The organism is Marinobacter sp. MBR-105 (assembly GCF_053628895.1).
This window is the reverse complement of sequence record NZ_JBRJHG010000022.1, coordinates 32,573-49,854: the sequence shown is the minus strand read 5'-3', so window position 1 is coordinate 49,854 and position 17,282 is coordinate 32,573. Positions and strand designations below refer to the sequence as shown.

Sequence of the window (17,282 nt, the reverse complement as noted above, 5' to 3'; positions counted from 1 at the left end):
AAAAGCGTTAAAAAATAAGGTTCTCTCCCCACCGGAATCGTCCGGAAAGGTAGACTCTGCGCAACACAGGGTCGCTATGCAGAGGTGTTCAATGTTTTTGCTGTCTCGAAATCCCCGTCACCTGCTTTCGGGTTGGCGTCACAGGAGGGTGCTGCTGTTTAGCGTTCTGGCTCTGGTGCTGGGAGGGTGTAACCAACCGCCAAGTCTCATTAAGTTGAGTGGTCCTGCACAGGGAACGACCTGGCATGTGACCTTCTGGAATACGGGCAGCGCAGACGCTGAGGCAATTCGGCAAGACGTAGTTGCAGAGCTGACGCGAGTTGATGCACTGATGTCTAACTACCGGTCGGACAGTGCGATTGAGCGTTTTAACCGCGCCGCTGCCTCCGAGGTCTTGGAAGTTGGACCTGAAATCGTAAACCTGATTGGAAAGGCGCGAGAGGTGACCAAGGCCAGTCATGGGTGCTATGACCTGACGGTAAAGCCTATCTTTGATCTCTGGGGGTTCAGTGGTCAGCAGGTTTCCGTTCCTTCGGAGACCGAGCTGCTCAATCAGCTACAGATCGTTGGCATCAACCATGTAGTCGCAAGGTCTGGCAATACGCTTGCTAAATCCGTTCCCGATCTGCAGGTTGATCTGTCGTCGATTGCTCAGGGGTATACGGTAAAAAAGATGGCTGAGGTGCTGGAGTCCGCGGGCATCGAACACTATCTGGTGGAACTGGGAGGTGAACTGAAAACCCGAGGCCACAAGCCAGGCGGAGAATCCTGGCGGGTTGCCATTGAGCGTCCAACGCCAGAAGAGCGATCTATCCATAAGGTGATCACGATCCGAAGTGATGGCCCGCTATCGGTTATGACGTCAGGTACCTACCGCCATTACTTCGACGATCAGGGGCAGCGCTACAGCCATGTGTTGGACGCGCGGACAGGTTGGCCGGTTAGCCATTCCACGGTATCCGTGACAGTCATCGATCAAGACCCTACCTGGGCAGACGCCTGGTCCACAGCCTTACTGTGTCTCGGAGCAAGGGAAGGGCAGGCAGTCGCTGATCGGCACAATATCGCTGCATTATTCATCGACGAGGAAAACAACCAACTCAGCGAAACATCGACCGAGGCCTGGCATGCCATTGAGGGGATCGCTGTGGATTGAGATAGGCAGGCTCTGCTCCTGATCAGCCTACCGGGAACTCAGTTTTCGCATAGCGAACACGGGATTTCCTGCGCACTGTCAGGGTATAACCCAAAGTAAGTGGACCGAGACGGCCGATCAACATGACTGCCATGATGATCAATTGGCCGGCGGTGCCCAGTTCGCCCGTCGTACCCCGCGAGAGACCGACGGTGCCGAACGCAGAAACCACCTCGAAGGCGATATCAAGGAACTCATCCTCCACCAGAATACTCAATGACAGAACACCCAAAAACACGACTGCCATCCCAATGGTAGCTGTGGCGAGGGCTTTGAGCACTGTTTCGCTACTCAGGGAGCGTTTGAAAAAACTCACGTTCAGGTTGCCCCGCAAAAACGAACGGGTTGCGGCAAGCATAATGACGAAAGTCGAGATCTTGATACCACTGGACGTGGAGTTCGGGGCACCACCGATGAACATTAGAAGCAGCATCAGCACACTGGTGCCGGCGGTTAACGCTCCAATATCAAGGGTGTTGAAGCCTGCGGTTCGTGGTGTCACGCCTTGAAACCAGGCGGCCAGGAGCTTGTCCCAGAAACTATCCAGTGCACCAAGGGTAGCGGGGTTGCCAAACTCAAGTAGCAGAATGGCGCCGGTGGCAAACAGGTTCAGCAGCAGGGTAGCCATCAGAATGACTTTGACGTAAACCGACAGTCGCGACCAGCAGCGCTTGTCGAAGAGCTCCATGACGACGATATAGCCCAGGCCGCCAGTGATAAACAGGGCCGTCACGGACAGACTGATGCCAGGATGGTCAACGTAGGCAGAAAGGCTATCTGGAGACAGGGCGAAACCGGCATTGTTAAACGCTGAAATCGTGTAAAACAAGGCCTGGTAGAGACCCTCGGACCACCCCAGCTCCGGGACAAAAAACGCTCCGAGCAAAACAATGCCCACAGCTTCTGCCGTCAAGGCAAATACGGCTATCGACCCGCTTGCCCGTCTGGCCGTCTGAAGGGAAATCTCGTTGAAAGCTTCCTGTGCAACCATTTGGTGCTGAAGGCTTAGCTTGAAGCCCAGGGCGAGGGCCGTGAGAACCGCGAAGGTCATCAATCCCAGTCCGCCCAGTTGAATCAAGGTAAGAATCACCAACTGTCCAAACAGGGTGTACTGACTCCCAGTATCGACTACAACCAGACCCGTCACGGTGACTGCCGAGGTCGCCGTGAAGGCCGCTTCCATCCAGGTCACTGGCTCAACGGTCGCAAAGGGCAACTTCAGCAGGCAAGCGCCAAGAGCGATGAGAACCAGAAACGACTCGAGTAGGAGTCTCGGTGGGTTCATGCTTCCTTTTGAGGAAGGCTCGCCTCTAGCACCGTAGGAAACCAGATCCAGAAAATGGATTTTCATAGACGGTTAACCAGGTCCCTCAAGTCTTCGAGTTGGCCACCGAGGATTATCCTGTCGCCTTTTCGGATTTTCCAGGTATGGTCCGGGTGGGGATGCGCTTCCTTCATGCGCTTAACCACCAGAGCTTCAACCGGTTCGCCGTTGATCACCTCTCCGATGGTCTTATCGACGAGGTCTTCTGTGGTGTGAAAATCCACGATGAAATAGTCGTCGTCCAGGCCCAGGTAATCATGCACCATCGGGTAGTTCAGTTCCTGAGAGATCCGGACACCCATTTCGAACTCCGGTGCAATGATTCGGGTCGCTCCCAGCCTTTCCAGAATGCGGTGGTGCTGGTTTGTCAGTGCCTTGGCCCAGACTTTCTTGACTCCCAGTTCCCGCAGTTGCAGCGTGGCGAGCATAGTTGCTTCGACGTTCCTGCCGATGGCCACGACAGCGGCATCGTAGCTGCCGGCGTTCAGTTCAATGAGCGAGTTTTCGTCCGTGACGTCCGCGATCACTGCATGAGTAATTTCATCGGCCAGTCGGTCAACTCGCTGTTCGTCCGAATCAATACCCAGGACTTCGTGGCCGAGGCGTGTTAGTTCGCGCGCAATTGTGGCCCCGAACACGCCAAGGCCAATGATAATGAACTGTTGTTTTCCGATCATGGGTGCGGTTCCACTATCAATGAATACCTTGCTGACGAAATCTTCTCACACACCCTGGTGTCTGTGCTCTCAGCGCCGTAAAAATACCGTAAAAATTCACTTTGTACCGTCCTAATTCCACCCCGGATGTGATTTCCTTACGCCGTCTGAAGCAAACTTGGTCGAGAGCAGGGCTTGTCGGCGATGGGAGTCTATCGATTAAAACCGGGCTTTTGGGGCCATTTGGTGATTGCGCTGGCTTGGCTCGGCTTTCTGGCTGTGGCGAACAGGCAGGCTTCTCAGCCTGTGACGTCCATATTTCCCTATCTGGCACCCGTCGTCTTTTTTGCATGGGTATACAATGCAAAGTGGGGATTCTTCTTTGCAGGCATTGCCACTCTCGCTGCGCTTCCGGGTGATTACGTTGAGACTCACACGAGAGCTCAACTGCTCCACGCGGGGTTTTCAACCTATGCGCAACTGACGGGAGCCGTGATTGGCTGTGTGTTGGCGAAAATCGTAATTGAACGGTCTGGGCGATCCTGATGGTGGCTCTGTTTAATATCCTTCCTGTCATCCAAATACTTGGCTTTTTGCTGATTCTTCTCAGTTTTTTGATGACCTTGCCCGTGAATCTGCTGATGCTCGGCGACACGCCAGATTGGCTCGCGTTTGTAAAGTCCGCAAGTATCTGTTTTGGAGTTGGACTGGTCTGCTTTTTCAGTGCTGGTCGAAAGCGCCATGCGTTGAAACAGAGGCAAATGTTCATCCTCACAGTCTCGGCCTGGGTGTTCATTCCGTTATTTTCCAGCCTGCCGTTACTGCTGAGTGATCTCAAACTGAGCGTCACCGACGCTTTTTTCGAGAGTATCTCCGGCGTTACAACCACCGGCTCCACGGTTATGAGTGGTCTCGATAACCTCCCGGGGGACATATTGCTGTGGCGGTCGATCATGCAATGGATGGGTGGCATTGGAATCATTGGTATGGCAGTGGCGATCCTGCCGTTCCTCAGGATCGGTGGTATGCGTCTGTTTGCCACCGAATCGTCCGAGTGGACGGAGAAGGCTGTACCGCGCACCAACCGTTTAGCCCGTGGACTGGTGTTCAGCTACCTCGCGCTGACGTTTGGTTGCATCCTGACCTACTGGGCATTGGGAATGGACCTTTTCAACTCGGTAAATCATGCCCTCACTACCGTCTCTACGGGAGGCTACTCGACGTCAGACAGCTCCATGGGGCAGTTTGACCAGCTCTCCATACTTTTTGCATCAAGCCTGTTTATGATGCTGGGCGGTATCCCGTTCTTTCTCTTTGTCAGGCTACTGAATGGCCAGGTGCAGCCCCTCCTGAGAGACCAACAGATCCACTTTTTTCTTAAGTTCCTTCTGTTGATTGCATGCCTGATTACCATTTATCGAGTAGTGAATGAGGGGACTTTCCCGGTCGATGCTTTCGTTCATGCCTTATTTAACGTGACATCGGTGGTTACCACGACCGGTTATGCCTCCCAGGATTATTCGCTCTGGGGCCCCTTCGTGGTGGTGCTGTTCTTTTTTCTTACATTTGTGGGAGGGTGTTCTGGCTCAACCAGTGGCGGCATGAAGATCTTCCGTTTTCAGTTATCCATGCTGCTACTTCGGGAGCAGGTACTGAGACTGCTCCACCCGAATGCAGTGATCGCAAGACACTACAACGGACGAATCATCAGCGACGAAATTGTAGCGTCCAGTGTTGCCTTTTCATTCATATTTCTCGCTACACTGGCTGTCGTCGCGGCTATCCTCGCCGCACTGGGGCTTGACCTTGTGACGAGTTTGACTGGAGCTGCTACAGCTTTGGCGAACGTTGGGCCAGGTCTTGGGGACACTATTGGCCCGGCTGGTAATTTTCAGACCCTGCCGGACGCGGCCAAATGGGTTCTGATGATAGCCATGTTGCTCGGAAGATTGGAGCTACTCAGCGTGTTTGTCATGTTCTCGCCTCATTTTTGGCGTAGCTAATGAAAAGGCTGATGAACAAGAAGATACAGCGCACGTGGTTTGAGAAATGTCCAATGTTCTTGTTTTGACGATGCCTGGTGCAGAACGCTCAGCAAATCATCAAAATTCGACCGGCGGACTCGAATCTGAATGTTCGCTTTGCGACCAGGTTGGCCAGGCCTGCGGGTCAGAGCAGGCAAGTCACACTCTCCGAGCTCAACTAAACAAAAGCGAACATTCGCACAGGATTCAATACGTGCCCTTTTTCTCTTCCCAGATTAGAGAAACTCTTTTCCTCTGAGGGTTTTGAAATGTGTTTCGAATCCGGATCTCTAAAGTAAAACTGGTCGTAAGAATTCTTGTGGGAGTATTAGGCATATAAGTGCAAATGCGCTAAAACAGCATGATTTGTGCGTTGTATTTTGCACAGCGCCGCACACTTTTCAGAGAGCACCATCTGTAGTGGTCAACAAATGCCGGACAGTATTGAATGCCAGAGTGAGCGGGTAGGGCTGTGGGCACAACTCTAAGGAAGTGATTCTACCTTCAGCTCAGGCGCCCGGTAAGGGAATGATTCAGTGGTGGAGGCGGTATCCATCCAGAACGGCGGCCATATCATCACCAAGATCTCTTATGGTTTGCGGGTCCAGATTGCGTTCACCCATGGATCTCAGACCCATGATCTGAGCCTGAAGGAGCCGTGCAAGTCGCCGGCTGTCTACGGACTGTACCAGTTCGCCTTTCATCTTTGCCTGCTCAACCAGGCTGGCAATGGATTCCTCAATCGCAGCAAGGATGCTGTTGGCCTGGTGAGCCAGGGCCGAATGGGTGTTGCTGGATTCCAGCAGCGTTTTCACGATCATGCAGGCACGTGAGGGTGCCGCGCTTCCGTCGCCGCAACTGCAGGCGATGCCGCGCAGATAGTCCTGAAGACCGTCAACAATTGAATCAAAACCCTTAAGGTGAACGGCCAACTCCCGGCCGCCCTGTTCCGCATAGGCAGCCAGTGCTTCAAAAAACAGGCCGTCTTTGCTGCCGAAGGTGGCATAAATGCTGCCCGGGCGCATGTCGAGGGCCTGCTCGATCTGTTTCATGGAGCTGCCGTGATAGCCCTTCTCCCAGAACAGGCCTACGGCTTTTTCCAGGGCGGTTTTTCGGTCATAGCGTGCGTGTCTGGCCATAACAACGATTCACCATTGTCGCGATTTGAATGACCACTCAATTATATCTTGAATGATCACTCAATAACAGTTAGCCTGAACTTGGTATTGAGCAATCGTTCAAGTAAGGAGATCGTTATGACTGACTTTCCAATGCATGATGTCGAATCCGCTCCGGAAAAATCCAAACCGCTTCTTGAGAATTCCCTCAAGGGCTTTGGCATGATTCCTGGCCTTCACGCCGTGATGGCCGAATCGCCAGGAGCGCTTGAGGCCTATCAGAAGCTGCATCAGCTGGTGTTGGACAGCAGCTTTGATAAAGACGAAAAAACCGTCGTCTGGCAGACAATCAACGTGGAAAACGCTTGCCACTACTGTGTTCCGGCGCATACCGGCATTGCCAAGATGATGGAAGTCTCCGATGACATAATCGATGCTTTGCGGAATGAAACACCGTTGCCGAGCGACAAGCTGGAGGCTCTCCGGACCTTCACTCTCGCCGTGATGCGCAAGGACGGCAATGTCAGCAAGGAGGATCTGAACGCGTTCTACAAGGCGGGTTACAACCATCGCCAGGTGCTGGAGGTGATTCTTGTGCTGTCCCAGAAAACCCTGAGCAACTACATCAACCACATTGCCGAAACGCCGGTTGATGAGCCGTTCAAGAAATTTGAGTGGCATAAAAAGTAGTAATTTCAGCTCTCGCTGGCGAGCGGATGCGGCTTAGTCCGCATTCGTGCCAGCCTGTTTGCCTGCCTTGACAGTTTTTTTGAGCCTTGTGCCCACGCACCGGGGTCATCGGGGTGTAAAGCTTGGAAGTGTTGTTTGCTTTTGCTTTGGAAGCCTAGAAGCTCGTTAACGTGCCTCTCAAACCGATGAAAATAGGGTCCTCCAGCATCCGGTGTGCGCGGGCAGTTCAGTACCCGCGCGCACTCATCCTCAAAGAGCTTCTTAGTCTGTGCAGGACTCGTCCGTTCAGTTTTGTGGAGCAAGTCAAGCGGCTAGCCAGTTGACCCTCCGTTTCCTTCCTCCAGATTGGGGATGCAGGTCGCATTGTTCCCACATTCGATGTCTTCGGCGCTTACGCCCTCGGCATGTGCTGCCGAACCCATTGCGAAAGCGAACAGTACACCTATCAAAGCAAGAGTTCTCATGATTTATCCTCCGTGTTGCTGATGTCCGTCCACTTATCTTGCCGCTGGGACAGGTATCAGTGAACGGTGCTCGCTACATAGACACCGAGTACCTGGTAGCGTTACAGACGTGCTGATTGAAATTCTTCGGCGTGGAGTTCCCCTGCCGGCGCCGCTCCTTCCTCGTGTTTTTGAATTCATCTCTCTGTGTAACAGAACCGCTCTGGGTTGGTCTGAAGCACGGATCATCAACCCTTTATCAAATCCACCTACTGGAGAGGAATGATGCGTAGTTATCCATTTTTGTCTTTAATTGTTGTGCTTGCCCTACTCCCGGGCAGAGCCATGTCTGATCCCAATCGCGATAATTTCCAGCACTATAAGGAGCTGCTTGATCGGCACCTGATTGAACACACACTGCCGGGAAACGGACTGGTTTCCGCCTTTGATTATCGTTCTGCCCTGGCCAGCGACAGCCTGGAAAAGACACTGACCAAGCAGCGCGAAACCCTGAAGGCGTTTGACCCCGGTGCCCTTGAAGAGAAAGCGGAATCTGTTGCCTTCTGGATTAACGCTTACAACTTTTTCATGCTTGATCAGATTCTTACCGAACGGCCAGACGGCGAACTTGTGTCTTCTGTGTGGGACTATGGCGGCCGGGTTAACCCGTTTGTCGACAGCGTATTTGAGCGGAAGAACTTTGTTATTGGCGGTCGCAATTACAGCCTCAACGATATGGAGAAGGAAATTCTGTTGGGCGAGGAATATGCCAGCAAGGGCTGGAAAGATGCCCGGGTTCATTTTGCCGTGAACTGCGCATCGGTCGGATGCCCACCGCTGCGGAACGCCATTTACACCGCCGATAACCTGGAGCGTCTGCTTGCGGAGAATACCCGGCGGGCATTCAATACGGCGCGTCATCTGCAGGTAAAAGGCGATACCTTGTATGTGACCGAGCTGTTCAAATGGTATGAAGAGGATTTCGAAGAAGCGTCGGGTTCTTCGAAGGCATTCGTTGAGGCGTGGGCTGCTCCCCAGGTAGCTAAAAAGGTGGCTGCCACGTCGTCCCTGGAGTTCATCGATTACGACTGGGCACTTAATATCCCGAACAATTTTCCGCCCCTGAATCAGCCAGTTGATTGAAATTTGGGCACAAAAAAGGCCGCTATTCCGAAGAGTAGCGGCCTTTCTCGTCGCGGGTTATCTCGCGGATACTTTTACATCAGCAACCTGCTCGACGGTCTTGGTCGGGTAGCTCTGCGCCTCATGGTACCTGTCGGCCTGACCATTCATGGCCAGGACAGTAGTCGCAGAGAAGGACAGTGCGATAGCGGCGAAAATCAGTGTCAGTTTCTTCATGGTCTGTACCTCGTTCGGTTCGATGACATGCGGGGTCTGCACCGTATGGGAGCAGGCCTCGCTTACGGGGTATAGACACCGCAGTGTTGGGTTGCGTTACAGATTAGCAGTCGCGGTGAGCGGAAAATTCCGGGATTTCGATATAACAAAATACGATCAGGGCGGGCCTATGCATTCCTCTCCCTTGGATTCATAATGATCGTTCAAGAATTCGCAACGAAGGAGAAGCACCATGAGCCGTCTTCTGGCCCTTGTATTGATCGTTGCAAGCTCTCTGGCAATGGCGAGCGGGGATAAAACGACTCCGCTTGTGGATGCCGACTGGCTTGATGCAAACCTGAATCGTAGCGACCTCGTTGTACTGGATGTTCGCTCCGGTATTGATAACGGTGGGGATCGCAGTAGCTTTCAGAAAGCACACATCCCCGGGAGCGTCTACAGTAGCTACACCGGTGATGGTTGGCGCGAAAGCCGTAACGGGGTCGCCGGCCTCTTGCCCCCGGTTGCCAGCCTGGAACGGCTCATTGGCAGCCTGGGCATAGGTAATGACGATACCGTAGTTATCGTACCGGCTGGCACCGGCGTGACCGACTTCGGTAGCGCTGCGCGTGTGTACTGGACCTTCCGAGTACTGGGCCACGATGCGGTCACCATACTTAACGGCGGATTTGCTGGCTGGCAGGCAGCCGGATTCGAGGTTGCCAGTGGCGAGGGTGAGCGCCGCGATGTGGTGCAGTTTGACGGCACCCTGCAGCAGGAGCTGATTGCATCGCTTGAGGAAGTCCAGGCCGCTCGAAACAGCCAGGCGCAGCTTGTGGATGCCCGTCCGAGTGACTATTTCACCGGTGAAACCCAGTCGCCGGCCGCCAAGGCGCCGGGCACGATTCCCGGTTCCCGAAGCCTGCCTCACGCCGATTTTCTGGCTCAGCAGGATCAGGCCTGGTACCTGAATGCAGGCGTCATCAGTTCCAAGGTGAACCAGGCCGAGCTGGACCCTTCGGCCCGGACCATTGCCTTCTGCAACACCGGACATTGGGCAGCCACGGACTGGTTCGTGCTCAGCGAATTGGCCGGATTCGAGGAAGTTGCTCTTTACGACGGTTCGATGGCTGAGTGGTCCCAAGACAGTGATCGGCCACTGCAGGTTGCGAAGAGAGGTCTTGGCAAGATTCTGGATTTTTTCAACTGATCTGAAAAAGTGAAAAGTCATGTCTGATTCCGTAGTCCTCCAGCCCGGGCTGCAACAGCCCGGCTGGCAGGTGGACCGATTCATCGTATCGACGGCCCTGGTAGGTCTTGCCCTGCTGGGCGGACTGATCTGGCTGGAAACCGCCCCGTTCATGGTGGCACTGTTTATTGTTGGAACTTTGCTGGGAATGGCGCTTTACCACGGCGCCTTCGGCTTTACGGCCGGTTGGCGCAATTTGGTGACCAAGAAACGCGGCGCTGGTATGCGCGCTCAGCTGCTGCTATTCGGACTTAGTTCCCTGATCATGGTTCCGATGCTGCACAGCGGCCAGGCTGGCCTGGTTGGTGCCGTGGCGCCGGTGGGCACTTCCCTGGTGGTGGGCTCGTTCATTTTTGGTATTGGCATGCAGCTTGGTGGAGGCTGCGGTTCGGGTACCCTGTTCACTGTGGGAGCCGGCAATATCCGCATGGTGGTGACACTGGTGTTCTTCATCGCCGGTGCTGTACTTGGGTCGATCCACTTGCCCTGGTGGCTCGACCAGCCAGGTTTTGATCCTGTCCCTCTGGTCAGCAGCTTTGGCGTCAGCGGTGCCATTATGGTGCAGTTCGTGGGTCTCGGTTTAATCGCCTGGTGGGTCAATCGAATTGAGCGTAAGGCCCATGGAACCATCGAGCGCGATGAACTTCTGTGGAAGGGCCAGAGCCACGGTGTACTCAGAACATTGCTCAGTGGTCGCTGGCCTTTTACCTGGGCCATCCTGATCCTCGCGGCCGGCAATGCCCTGACACTCGCGATCGGCGGCGCGCCCTGGAGCATCACCTTTGCCTTTAACGTCTGGGGCGCCAAGGCCCTGGAGGTGGTGGGCGTTAACATGTCCCAGTTCGAGTTCTGGACCTGGGATTACCCCGCCATGGCCCTTAAAGATTCGGTGCTCACCAACATTCCCTCGGTGATGAATTTCGGGCTTCTACTGGGCGCTATGCTGGCTGCGGGTCTTGCAAACCGCTTTAACGAGGCCAGCCGAAATCGGCCAGAAGGCCGGCAGTTCCTGGCCGCTGTGGTGGGTGGCTTGCTGCTCGGCTACGGTGCCCGCCTGGGCTTTGGCTGCAACATCGGGGCGCTGTTCTCCGGCATTGCGTCGGCCAGCCTGCACGCCTGGGTCTGGTTTGCCTGCGCCTTTGCCGGCTCACTGATCGGGATCCGGCTGCGGCCGTGGTTCCGGCTGCCTAACTGAGCGTGGAGTCGGTCTTATGGAAAGAGCCTACAATCGAACCCGCATTGTCGTTGTGCTCAGCATCATCTTGGTTCTGATCCTTGTGGATCATCTGAACAGCCCTACGTTTGCTTTCAATTCTGGCCAGGGCAACGTAGAAACGGCGCTGTCGCAGCGAGATGAGACCGCCTGCGCGCCCTGCGGGGCGCCGTGTCCTTCAACCAGAAATTGACCTGATCCCGGCCAGGGCCAGCGATTAGGGGGAAGATGAAGTACACTATCGCCACGGTTTTCCACCCTATTTCTATTACACCCATGGCATAGCATTATGACGGTTAGTTTCACTGAGCGGGGCACACCACTCGCAGAAAGCGACACCCTTACCCTGGTACAGTCCGCCGGCACGGTGAAAGACAAAATCTCAGAAGTTGCTGCCGCACGGCTTCGTGACCGGGGCTATGCAGACGTATCCGCTTCTTTGCTTGGGTTTCTGGGTGCCTTGGACTGTGGGGTAAACTTTGGCTCTGACATTGCCCGCAGGCTCGATATTTCACGTCAAATGGTGGCAAAAACCGTGAAGGAGCTGAGCGAAGCCGGTTACCTCGTTCAGGGAACCGGACCGGGTAAGCTCAAACCCATTGAGTTTACGCTAAAGGGCGAGAAACTGATGTCCGAGGTTCGACAGATCCTCTCCGAGATGGATCGGGAGCTGAACAATACCGTTGGCAAAAAAAGCCTCAAAGATCTTGTGCGAGAACTGGATGCACTAGCCGGGACTCTGGAAAATCTCTGATCGCACCGGGGCTGGGTGTCAGTTCTCGCAGTTGGATCCCAGTCTGTCGATTTCTCCACCGCTCATTTGAAACCGGAAGTGCCTGGGCGCGCCATCCGGTTTCATGTAGAGGAAAGTCAAAGTAGCTTCGTAGCTCTCTTCCGGGTGACTTCTACGTGCCTCCCAGGCTCGGTTAACGAGGTTGGCAAGGCGCTTCTCCGCCAGGTTGTGAAATGATCCCGCCTGATCAATTTCCGCGGTTTCCTTGACTGTCTGAAAGAAAGACTGGAGACACCGGGGCACTTCAGTCTTGGGCGGTCCTGAAAGCCATGCAGGCAGGTCATCGGCGACAGCTTGGCTCAGTGTAAGACATCCTGCGACAAGGGCGAACCCTGCCAGGGAACATGGGCCAGAACGAGTCATTATGGCTCCTCCAAAATAATAACCTCAGGCTTTAACAATGGTGCCCTGAGCGACCGCTACCAGTTTTTTTGCCTCTGCCTCGACTGCATAGATTTTGCAGTCACAGACTGCCTGACGCTTGCCGGCAGCAACGACCGAGGCCTCGGCGAGCAGTTTGTCTCCGATGGCGGGCCTTGTGTAATTGATCTTGAACTCCGAGGTGACAGAGTCTCCAAGAATAGATCCACCCGCGAATGTCAGCGCGTTGTCAGCCAGGTAGCTCACTACGCCACCGTGAACAAAGCCGTGCTGCTGCAGGTGCTTATCCTCAATGATCAATTCGAGTTTTGTGTTGCCCGGTTCGAATGAATTCAGTGTGCAGCCAAGCAGAAGACTGAATTGCTGAGACTCCAGAACGCTCTTCCCGAATGCAAGTAGATCCATGTCAATACTCCAGCTGTTGCCCAAACGCTCTTCAAGCCGTCGCCTGATCGGCAGAGTCTGCCAGTTCTTCAGGATCGCGTGACAGTGCCTGCTTTTCCATGTTTGCGATCACGTCAGGAAATGTTCTGTCGACGCCGAAGGCCAGCATTGCCATGATCACCGGTGCCAACCAAGCGGGTTTGGGATGTAGCTTCCACCAGACGATCACTTCGGATCCGTCCGGGATCTGCTCAACCTGCCAGCCCCCAATCATCCAGGTTGCAGGGTAAGGAAACCCAGCCTCTTCGGTCAGGAATTCAACCTCATAGCGTCTGCGGTCCTCGTCATATTCCGTACAGCGCTCCCGCCATTGGTTGCCTTGGGTATCCTCGCAGGCTCGCAACGGTAAATCGTCGTTGGGAATGCTCTCAATCTGAGAGGAAGCTAGATTCGGCGCATACTGCGCGATGGCCCCCAGATTGCCGACAATGTGCCAGAGGCTGTCTGCATCCGAGACGGACTGGTATCGGAGTGAGTAGCCAAAACTACGGTCCTTTGGCAGGAAGTACATTTCTTTCAGTCCAGCCATCTGGCTGAGTCCAAAGCAGAGTACAAACGCAGCAACGGCAAGGACAGTAAAGACTCCCTGCGGAGTGAGGTGTGAGCCCCAGAGGATTACGCCGACGATGGAGACCAGGACCCAGATGAAATCCCCGGCGCTGGCGTATAACACCCGCCAACCGGCGATCTTGTCACGAGTGGCTTGATGCAATAGATCCATTGAAAAAATCAGCAATCCCAACCCCAACGCTTGAAGGATCAGGGGGGCACCTACGCCAATCAACCGGCCTGTGAGATCTGGCAGGAAAAGCAGGAATAGTCCTGAAATCCCCGAAAACGCAGCATTGAGTTTCAGTGCTGTGCGGACGAGTGTCTGGTTCATGTTGATTCTCCCGGATAAAGTCATGTCAACCAGGTAGACAAAATAGAGCGGCTATTCGGTGTTTGTCAACCATATTGACACGAAAGCTCCGAGCCCTTCTTGTACTGGAAAGGTTTCGACGCGAATGCGTGGAGTGCTTCCAGCTATCTTTGTGGCGTCGCAATTTGCCCTACACTGAATAAAGATTTCCCACGAAAAAGGAGGCAAACCATGAACAAAGTCTGCGCAGTACTGGGAGTCGGTCCGGGCAACGGTGAGGCGTTTGTGCGGCGTTTTTGTGATGAGGGCTATCAGGTGGCCATGCTGGCCCGCAGTGAGGAGTACTTGAGCCAGCTTGAGAGCGAGGTGGATGGCTCTCATGCCTTTACATGCGACCTGATGCAGCCAGAGCAGATTACCACGGTTCTCTCGGCGATTGAGGGGAGGCTGGGGCCCGTGTCGGTGATCCTGTATAACGCCGGCGGCGGCACCTTCAAAAATGTCGAGGAGGCCAGTCTGGAAGACTTCGAAGCCAACTGGCGAATCAACGTCCAGGGCCTGGTGGCTGCCACCAAGGCGGCACTGCCACAGCTGCGACAGCATGAGTCGGCAAGTATTATCGTAACCAGTGCCTCGGCGGCAACCCGGGGCCGCGCCAATACCGCTCCCTTTGCGTCGGCCAAGGCCGCCCAACGCAGCCTGGCCCAGTCTCTGGCGCGGCAGCTTGGGCCGGAGAAGATTCATGTAGCCAATGTGGTGATTGACGGCGTGGTGGACCTGCCCCGTACGCGCAAGATGCTGTCGGACAAGCCGGACGATTTCTTCGTGCAGCCTTCGGCCGTGGCCGACGCCGTCTGGAACCTGTGCCAGCAGGATCCGTCAGCTTGGACCCATGAGCTGGATGTCCGACCATTCTGCGAGAACTGGTAGCAGGGCTACACAACGAGATGACCATAGCCACTTGCGGTGATGGTCGGGAACTGTCTTTGTGGAGTGGTACTCGCCCTGGCAGGGCAAGGACAAGGAAGCGGCTGAGTTCTGCCACGGCATCTATGCCAGCCTGTTGGGGCAACTCAAGAAAACGCTGGAGCAGTAACCAGCGTTCTCGGATTCTGTCTACTAGGTGATACCTCTCGCGGTTAATCTGTAACATTCAGCGGATTCAGGCGTCAGTCTGTTGTAAGACATGATACGGCGTCTGCCGTTGGAGGCTTGAAATGAAAAAAGCATTCTTTGTTGCGTTTGTTCTGGTCTGCTCCAATACGGTTTGGGCGTCTGGCGCCCAGAGCGAGCCAGGCTACGTCAACTACGCCTATTCAGACACCGGTTCTGGAGTACCTTTCAATCTATTGCGAACAGGCAGTATGGTCGAGCCGAGCATATACGAGCCCGGCTATGTGAATTACCGTTACTTGCCGTCCGATCCCGGGCCGGAAACCGCTCGGACCGGTAAATGGCGCTCCTCTGGCGTATTCGAGCCCACCTATCTCAATTACTGCGTTGACTCTGTGTGACCTCTGCATTGACGGTCGGGTCACTGACCCCTTGGGTGGAGCCGGTCTCCACCTTTTTTTTGATGGCTTGGTCAATAATCCATAGCCGATCCTGCCCCCAACAGCTTACTGCCCCGTAACGGAAACTCGGAACGCCCCAGAGACCGCACTCATACATCGCAAGACGGTTGTCTTCCGCCCAGTCTCGCCAGCTTTCATCGTTCAAGTGCATTCTGGCCTTCTGCCAGTCAAGCCCCGCCCGCTCAACGATCTGCTTCAGACCAGCGTCGGTTTCCGATCGTATCCCTTCGGCGTTGACGGCCCTGGCGTAGCTGCGCATATAGTCGATTTTCCGACCCTGGGAACGGGCGTAGTCAAACAGCGCATAACAGCGCTCGACACCGGGGCCAAGGGGATCGGCGACAAAGCCGTAGGGAATACCAAGCTTGTTGGCTTCCCGTTTGGTGTCATGGAAGATATACCACTTCTTGGCATCCGGTACGGATTGCCCGCGCATCAGCATGGGAAGCACGGGACGGAGTCTGAGCGGGATGCGCCAGGCATTGGCCAGTTGCACAGCACGTTCCAGCCCGAGGTAGGAATAAGGGCTGCGGATGGAGAAAAACACCTCCAGGGGAACCTGCGCCGCTGGATGATCTGCGGGTACCGGATGGGCATCCCGACCCAGTTCCGCCCAGGTTCGGTTAAAAAGAATCTGGTCGGCTGCATTATGGTTCCGCCACTGGCGGATCAGGCATTGCTCAAAGTGGTCAAGTCGGTCCACCCCCCAGAACCACTGCCCAAGGTACCAGACCATGCTTCCCTGATAGTGCCCGAGCCGTCGGAGCATTGCTTCATTTTCGGCCAATCTGGCCGCCTCCGGCAAACCGTTTGTCGATCCGGACGTTTTGAAGGCCCAGAGTTCACGGAACACCTCCAGGGCCTCTGACAGGGCGCGAGGGTTAGCTTCTGCCGCCAGAAGGCGTACAGTGGCCGTTTCCAGTTCGGCTTGGGCTGGCGGGTCCGGCCGATCCGGAGGCGTGAAGTCGTATAGACTGGATAGCCTGGTTGCATCCTGTTGGGCCCAGGCTTGCCACAGTGCAGGTTCTGGAAACATGTCATCATCCAGTCGCCAGACGGTGTGAAGCTGGAAGCGTACCCGGTAGCGTTCCTTCAGCTGTACCAGGGCCTGCAAAAGCGGAAGGCCAAAAGGGTCGCGTGGATTGATGAAAACCCGCGCCAGGCCAAGGTCGCCCTGGATTCTTGCGCATGCACCCTGAATGGCTGTCTGCAGGGAATAGCGGGGCGCACTGGATAAGGCGCGGGCGAACCAAGGCATGAGGTCCGCTTTTTCAGGGAATCGCATGGGTAATCCTTATTGTTATTCATGGAGATGGAGCCATTGGGCAAGCCGTGAGTCCGGATGGCGGCTCAGGGTCCAGGGTAGCCAGACCATAATGGCGAGAATCACCACCGCGGCTGAAACCGTCAGCACCGGGTTCAGTAAGGTGTTCCCCAGGCCGGCAAACACCACGGTCATTGGCAGCATGCCAAGGGTTGTTGCTACAACGAACCGCCAGGTGTGTATTGCGGTCACTCCAGCGGCATAGCTGATCAAGGCAAATGAGAACACGGGAATCAGCCGCGTTAACAGGATGGTCACGGTCAGAAATCGCTGAGAACCGTCCCTGGCCAATACGGGGTTATCCGGGAAGCGCTGGCAGATTGCGTCCCGGCCGAGGAATCGGGCTACCCAGAAGGCCACGAGCGCGCCAACAACGGCACCCGTGGCAGCAATAGCGGTTCCTGGCAGGATGCCAAACGCAAGCCCGGCTGTGGCACTCACAGGGAGTGTGGGGATTGGGCCGACAACCACGGCGATCAACATCAGCAGAATTAACAACAGCGGCCCTACAGCACCCTTGCTTTGCAGCCAGGTCGCGAGCGCATCCGGTGAAAAGTTTGGCGGCATGCCCAGAACCTGAAGCATCCACCAGGCATCCGCCAGTGCCCCGATTACCACAAGAACAACCGCTATTCTTGATGTCATCAAACAGCC

The 17,282-nt window shown here is 55.1% G+C and carries 17 protein-coding genes; 9 read left to right on the top strand and 8 right to left on the bottom strand.

Going from position 1 to position 17,282, the window contains the following annotated elements; translation table 11 throughout:
- Positions 1-76 precede the first annotated feature (76 nt).
- Positions 77-1,156, top strand: coding sequence for an FAD:protein FMN transferase (locus ACSSVV_RS19440; RefSeq protein WP_454106805.1), 1,080 nt, complete (start codon positions 77-79; stop codon positions 1,154-1,156).
- Between the two features lie 22 nt (positions 1,157-1,178).
- Here the strand turns inward: ACSSVV_RS19440 and ACSSVV_RS19435 are convergent, their stop codons facing one another.
- Together ACSSVV_RS19435 and ACSSVV_RS19430 are read right to left on the bottom strand one after the other, a co-directional pair.
- The gene (locus ACSSVV_RS19435; RefSeq protein ID WP_454106804.1) at positions 1,179-2,546 is read right to left on the bottom strand and encodes a TrkH family potassium uptake protein; all 1,368 of its coding nucleotides are present in this window, start codon (positions 2,544-2,546) and stop codon (positions 1,179-1,181) included.
- Positions 2,543-3,196, bottom strand: coding sequence for a potassium channel family protein (locus ACSSVV_RS19430; protein ID WP_023009732.1), 654 nt, complete (start codon positions 3,194-3,196; stop codon positions 2,543-2,545). Before ACSSVV_RS19430 ends, ACSSVV_RS19435 begins: the two co-directional genes overlap by 4 nt.
- Positions 3,197-3,720: 524 nt before the next feature.
- On the opposite strand from ACSSVV_RS19430, the gene ACSSVV_RS19425 reads away from it, so the two are divergent.
- Complete coding sequence (locus tag ACSSVV_RS19425) at positions 3,721-5,178, top strand: TrkH family potassium uptake protein (RefSeq protein ID WP_454106803.1); 1,458 nt, start codon at positions 3,721-3,723, stop codon at positions 5,176-5,178.
- A 554-nt stretch (positions 5,179-5,732) separates the two neighbouring features.
- Here ACSSVV_RS19425 and ACSSVV_RS19420 read toward each other — a convergent pair.
- Positions 5,733-6,338, bottom strand: a complete 606-nt coding sequence (locus tag ACSSVV_RS19420; RefSeq protein ID WP_454106802.1) for a TetR/AcrR family transcriptional regulator — start codon at positions 6,336-6,338, stop codon at positions 5,733-5,735.
- Between the two features lie 117 nt (positions 6,339-6,455).
- Between ACSSVV_RS19420 and ACSSVV_RS19415 the strand changes: the two genes are divergently transcribed.
- Positions 6,456-7,007, top strand: coding sequence for a carboxymuconolactone decarboxylase family protein (locus tag ACSSVV_RS19415; protein ID WP_023009736.1), 552 nt, complete (start codon positions 6,456-6,458; stop codon positions 7,005-7,007).
- 788 nt (positions 7,008-7,795) lie between these two features.
- Positions 7,796-8,593, top strand: coding sequence for a DUF547 domain-containing protein (locus ACSSVV_RS19410; RefSeq protein WP_454106801.1), 798 nt, complete (start codon positions 7,796-7,798; stop codon positions 8,591-8,593).
- A gap of 57 nt (positions 8,594-8,650) precedes the next feature.
- Here ACSSVV_RS19410 and ACSSVV_RS19405 read toward each other — a convergent pair whose 3' ends face one another.
- Positions 8,651-8,809, bottom strand: coding sequence for a hypothetical protein (locus ACSSVV_RS19405; RefSeq protein WP_023009739.1), 159 nt, complete (start codon positions 8,807-8,809; stop codon positions 8,651-8,653).
- Positions 8,810-9,041: 232 nt separating this feature from the next.
- On the opposite strand from ACSSVV_RS19405, the gene ACSSVV_RS19400 reads away from it, so the two are divergent.
- The 3 genes from ACSSVV_RS19400 (at position 9,042) to ACSSVV_RS19390 (ending at position 12,004) form a co-directional block, all read left to right on the top strand.
- A complete protein-coding gene (locus ACSSVV_RS19400; protein WP_454106800.1) occupies positions 9,042-9,998 on the top strand; it encodes a sulfurtransferase in 957 nt (318 codons plus the stop codon).
- Between the two features lie 19 nt (positions 9,999-10,017).
- Positions 10,018-11,232, top strand: coding sequence for a YeeE/YedE family protein (locus tag ACSSVV_RS19395; RefSeq protein WP_454106799.1), 1,215 nt, complete (start codon positions 10,018-10,020; stop codon positions 11,230-11,232).
- Between the two features lie 307 nt (positions 11,233-11,539).
- Positions 11,540-12,004 carry a hypothetical protein gene (locus tag ACSSVV_RS19390; RefSeq protein WP_454106798.1) on the top strand — a complete coding sequence of 155 codons (465 nt, stop codon included), beginning with the start codon at positions 11,540-11,542 and terminating at the stop codon, positions 12,002-12,004.
- A gap of 426 nt (positions 12,005-12,430) precedes the next feature.
- Here ACSSVV_RS19390 and ACSSVV_RS19385 read toward each other — a convergent pair whose 3' ends face one another.
- Positions 12,431-12,829: a PaaI family thioesterase gene (locus ACSSVV_RS19385; protein ID WP_454106797.1), complete on the bottom strand. Its 399-nt coding sequence runs from the start codon at positions 12,827-12,829 to the stop codon at positions 12,431-12,433.
- A gap of 31 nt (positions 12,830-12,860) precedes the next feature.
- Positions 12,861-13,751: an SRPBCC family protein gene (locus ACSSVV_RS19380; protein WP_454106796.1), complete on the bottom strand. Its 891-nt coding sequence runs from the start codon at positions 13,749-13,751 to the stop codon at positions 12,861-12,863.
- Positions 13,752-13,961: 210 nt separating this feature from the next.
- Here ACSSVV_RS19380 and ACSSVV_RS19375 point away from each other — a divergent pair, with 210 nt between their 5' ends.
- Together ACSSVV_RS19375 and ACSSVV_RS19370 are read left to right on the top strand one after the other, a co-directional pair.
- On the top strand, positions 13,962-14,660 hold the full coding sequence (locus ACSSVV_RS19375) for an SDR family NAD(P)-dependent oxidoreductase (protein ID WP_454106795.1): 699 nt from the start codon (positions 13,962-13,964) through the stop codon (positions 14,658-14,660).
- A 287-nt stretch (positions 14,661-14,947) separates the two neighbouring features.
- Complete coding sequence (locus tag ACSSVV_RS19370) at positions 14,948-15,244, top strand: hypothetical protein (protein ID WP_454106794.1); 297 nt, start codon at positions 14,948-14,950, stop codon at positions 15,242-15,244.
- Here ACSSVV_RS19370 and ACSSVV_RS19365 read toward each other — a convergent pair.
- Both ACSSVV_RS19365 and ACSSVV_RS19360 read right to left on the bottom strand, forming a co-directional pair.
- On the bottom strand, positions 15,219-16,589 hold the full coding sequence (locus ACSSVV_RS19365; protein WP_454106793.1) for a DsbA family protein: 1,371 nt from the start codon (positions 16,587-16,589) through the stop codon (positions 15,219-15,221). The genes ACSSVV_RS19370 and ACSSVV_RS19365 overlap by 26 nt on opposite strands.
- A gap of 15 nt (positions 16,590-16,604) precedes the next feature.
- On the bottom strand, positions 16,605-17,273 hold the full coding sequence (locus ACSSVV_RS19360; protein ID WP_454106792.1) for a TVP38/TMEM64 family protein: 669 nt from the start codon (positions 17,271-17,273) through the stop codon (positions 16,605-16,607).
- Between the last annotated feature and the right edge of the window lie 9 nt (positions 17,274-17,282).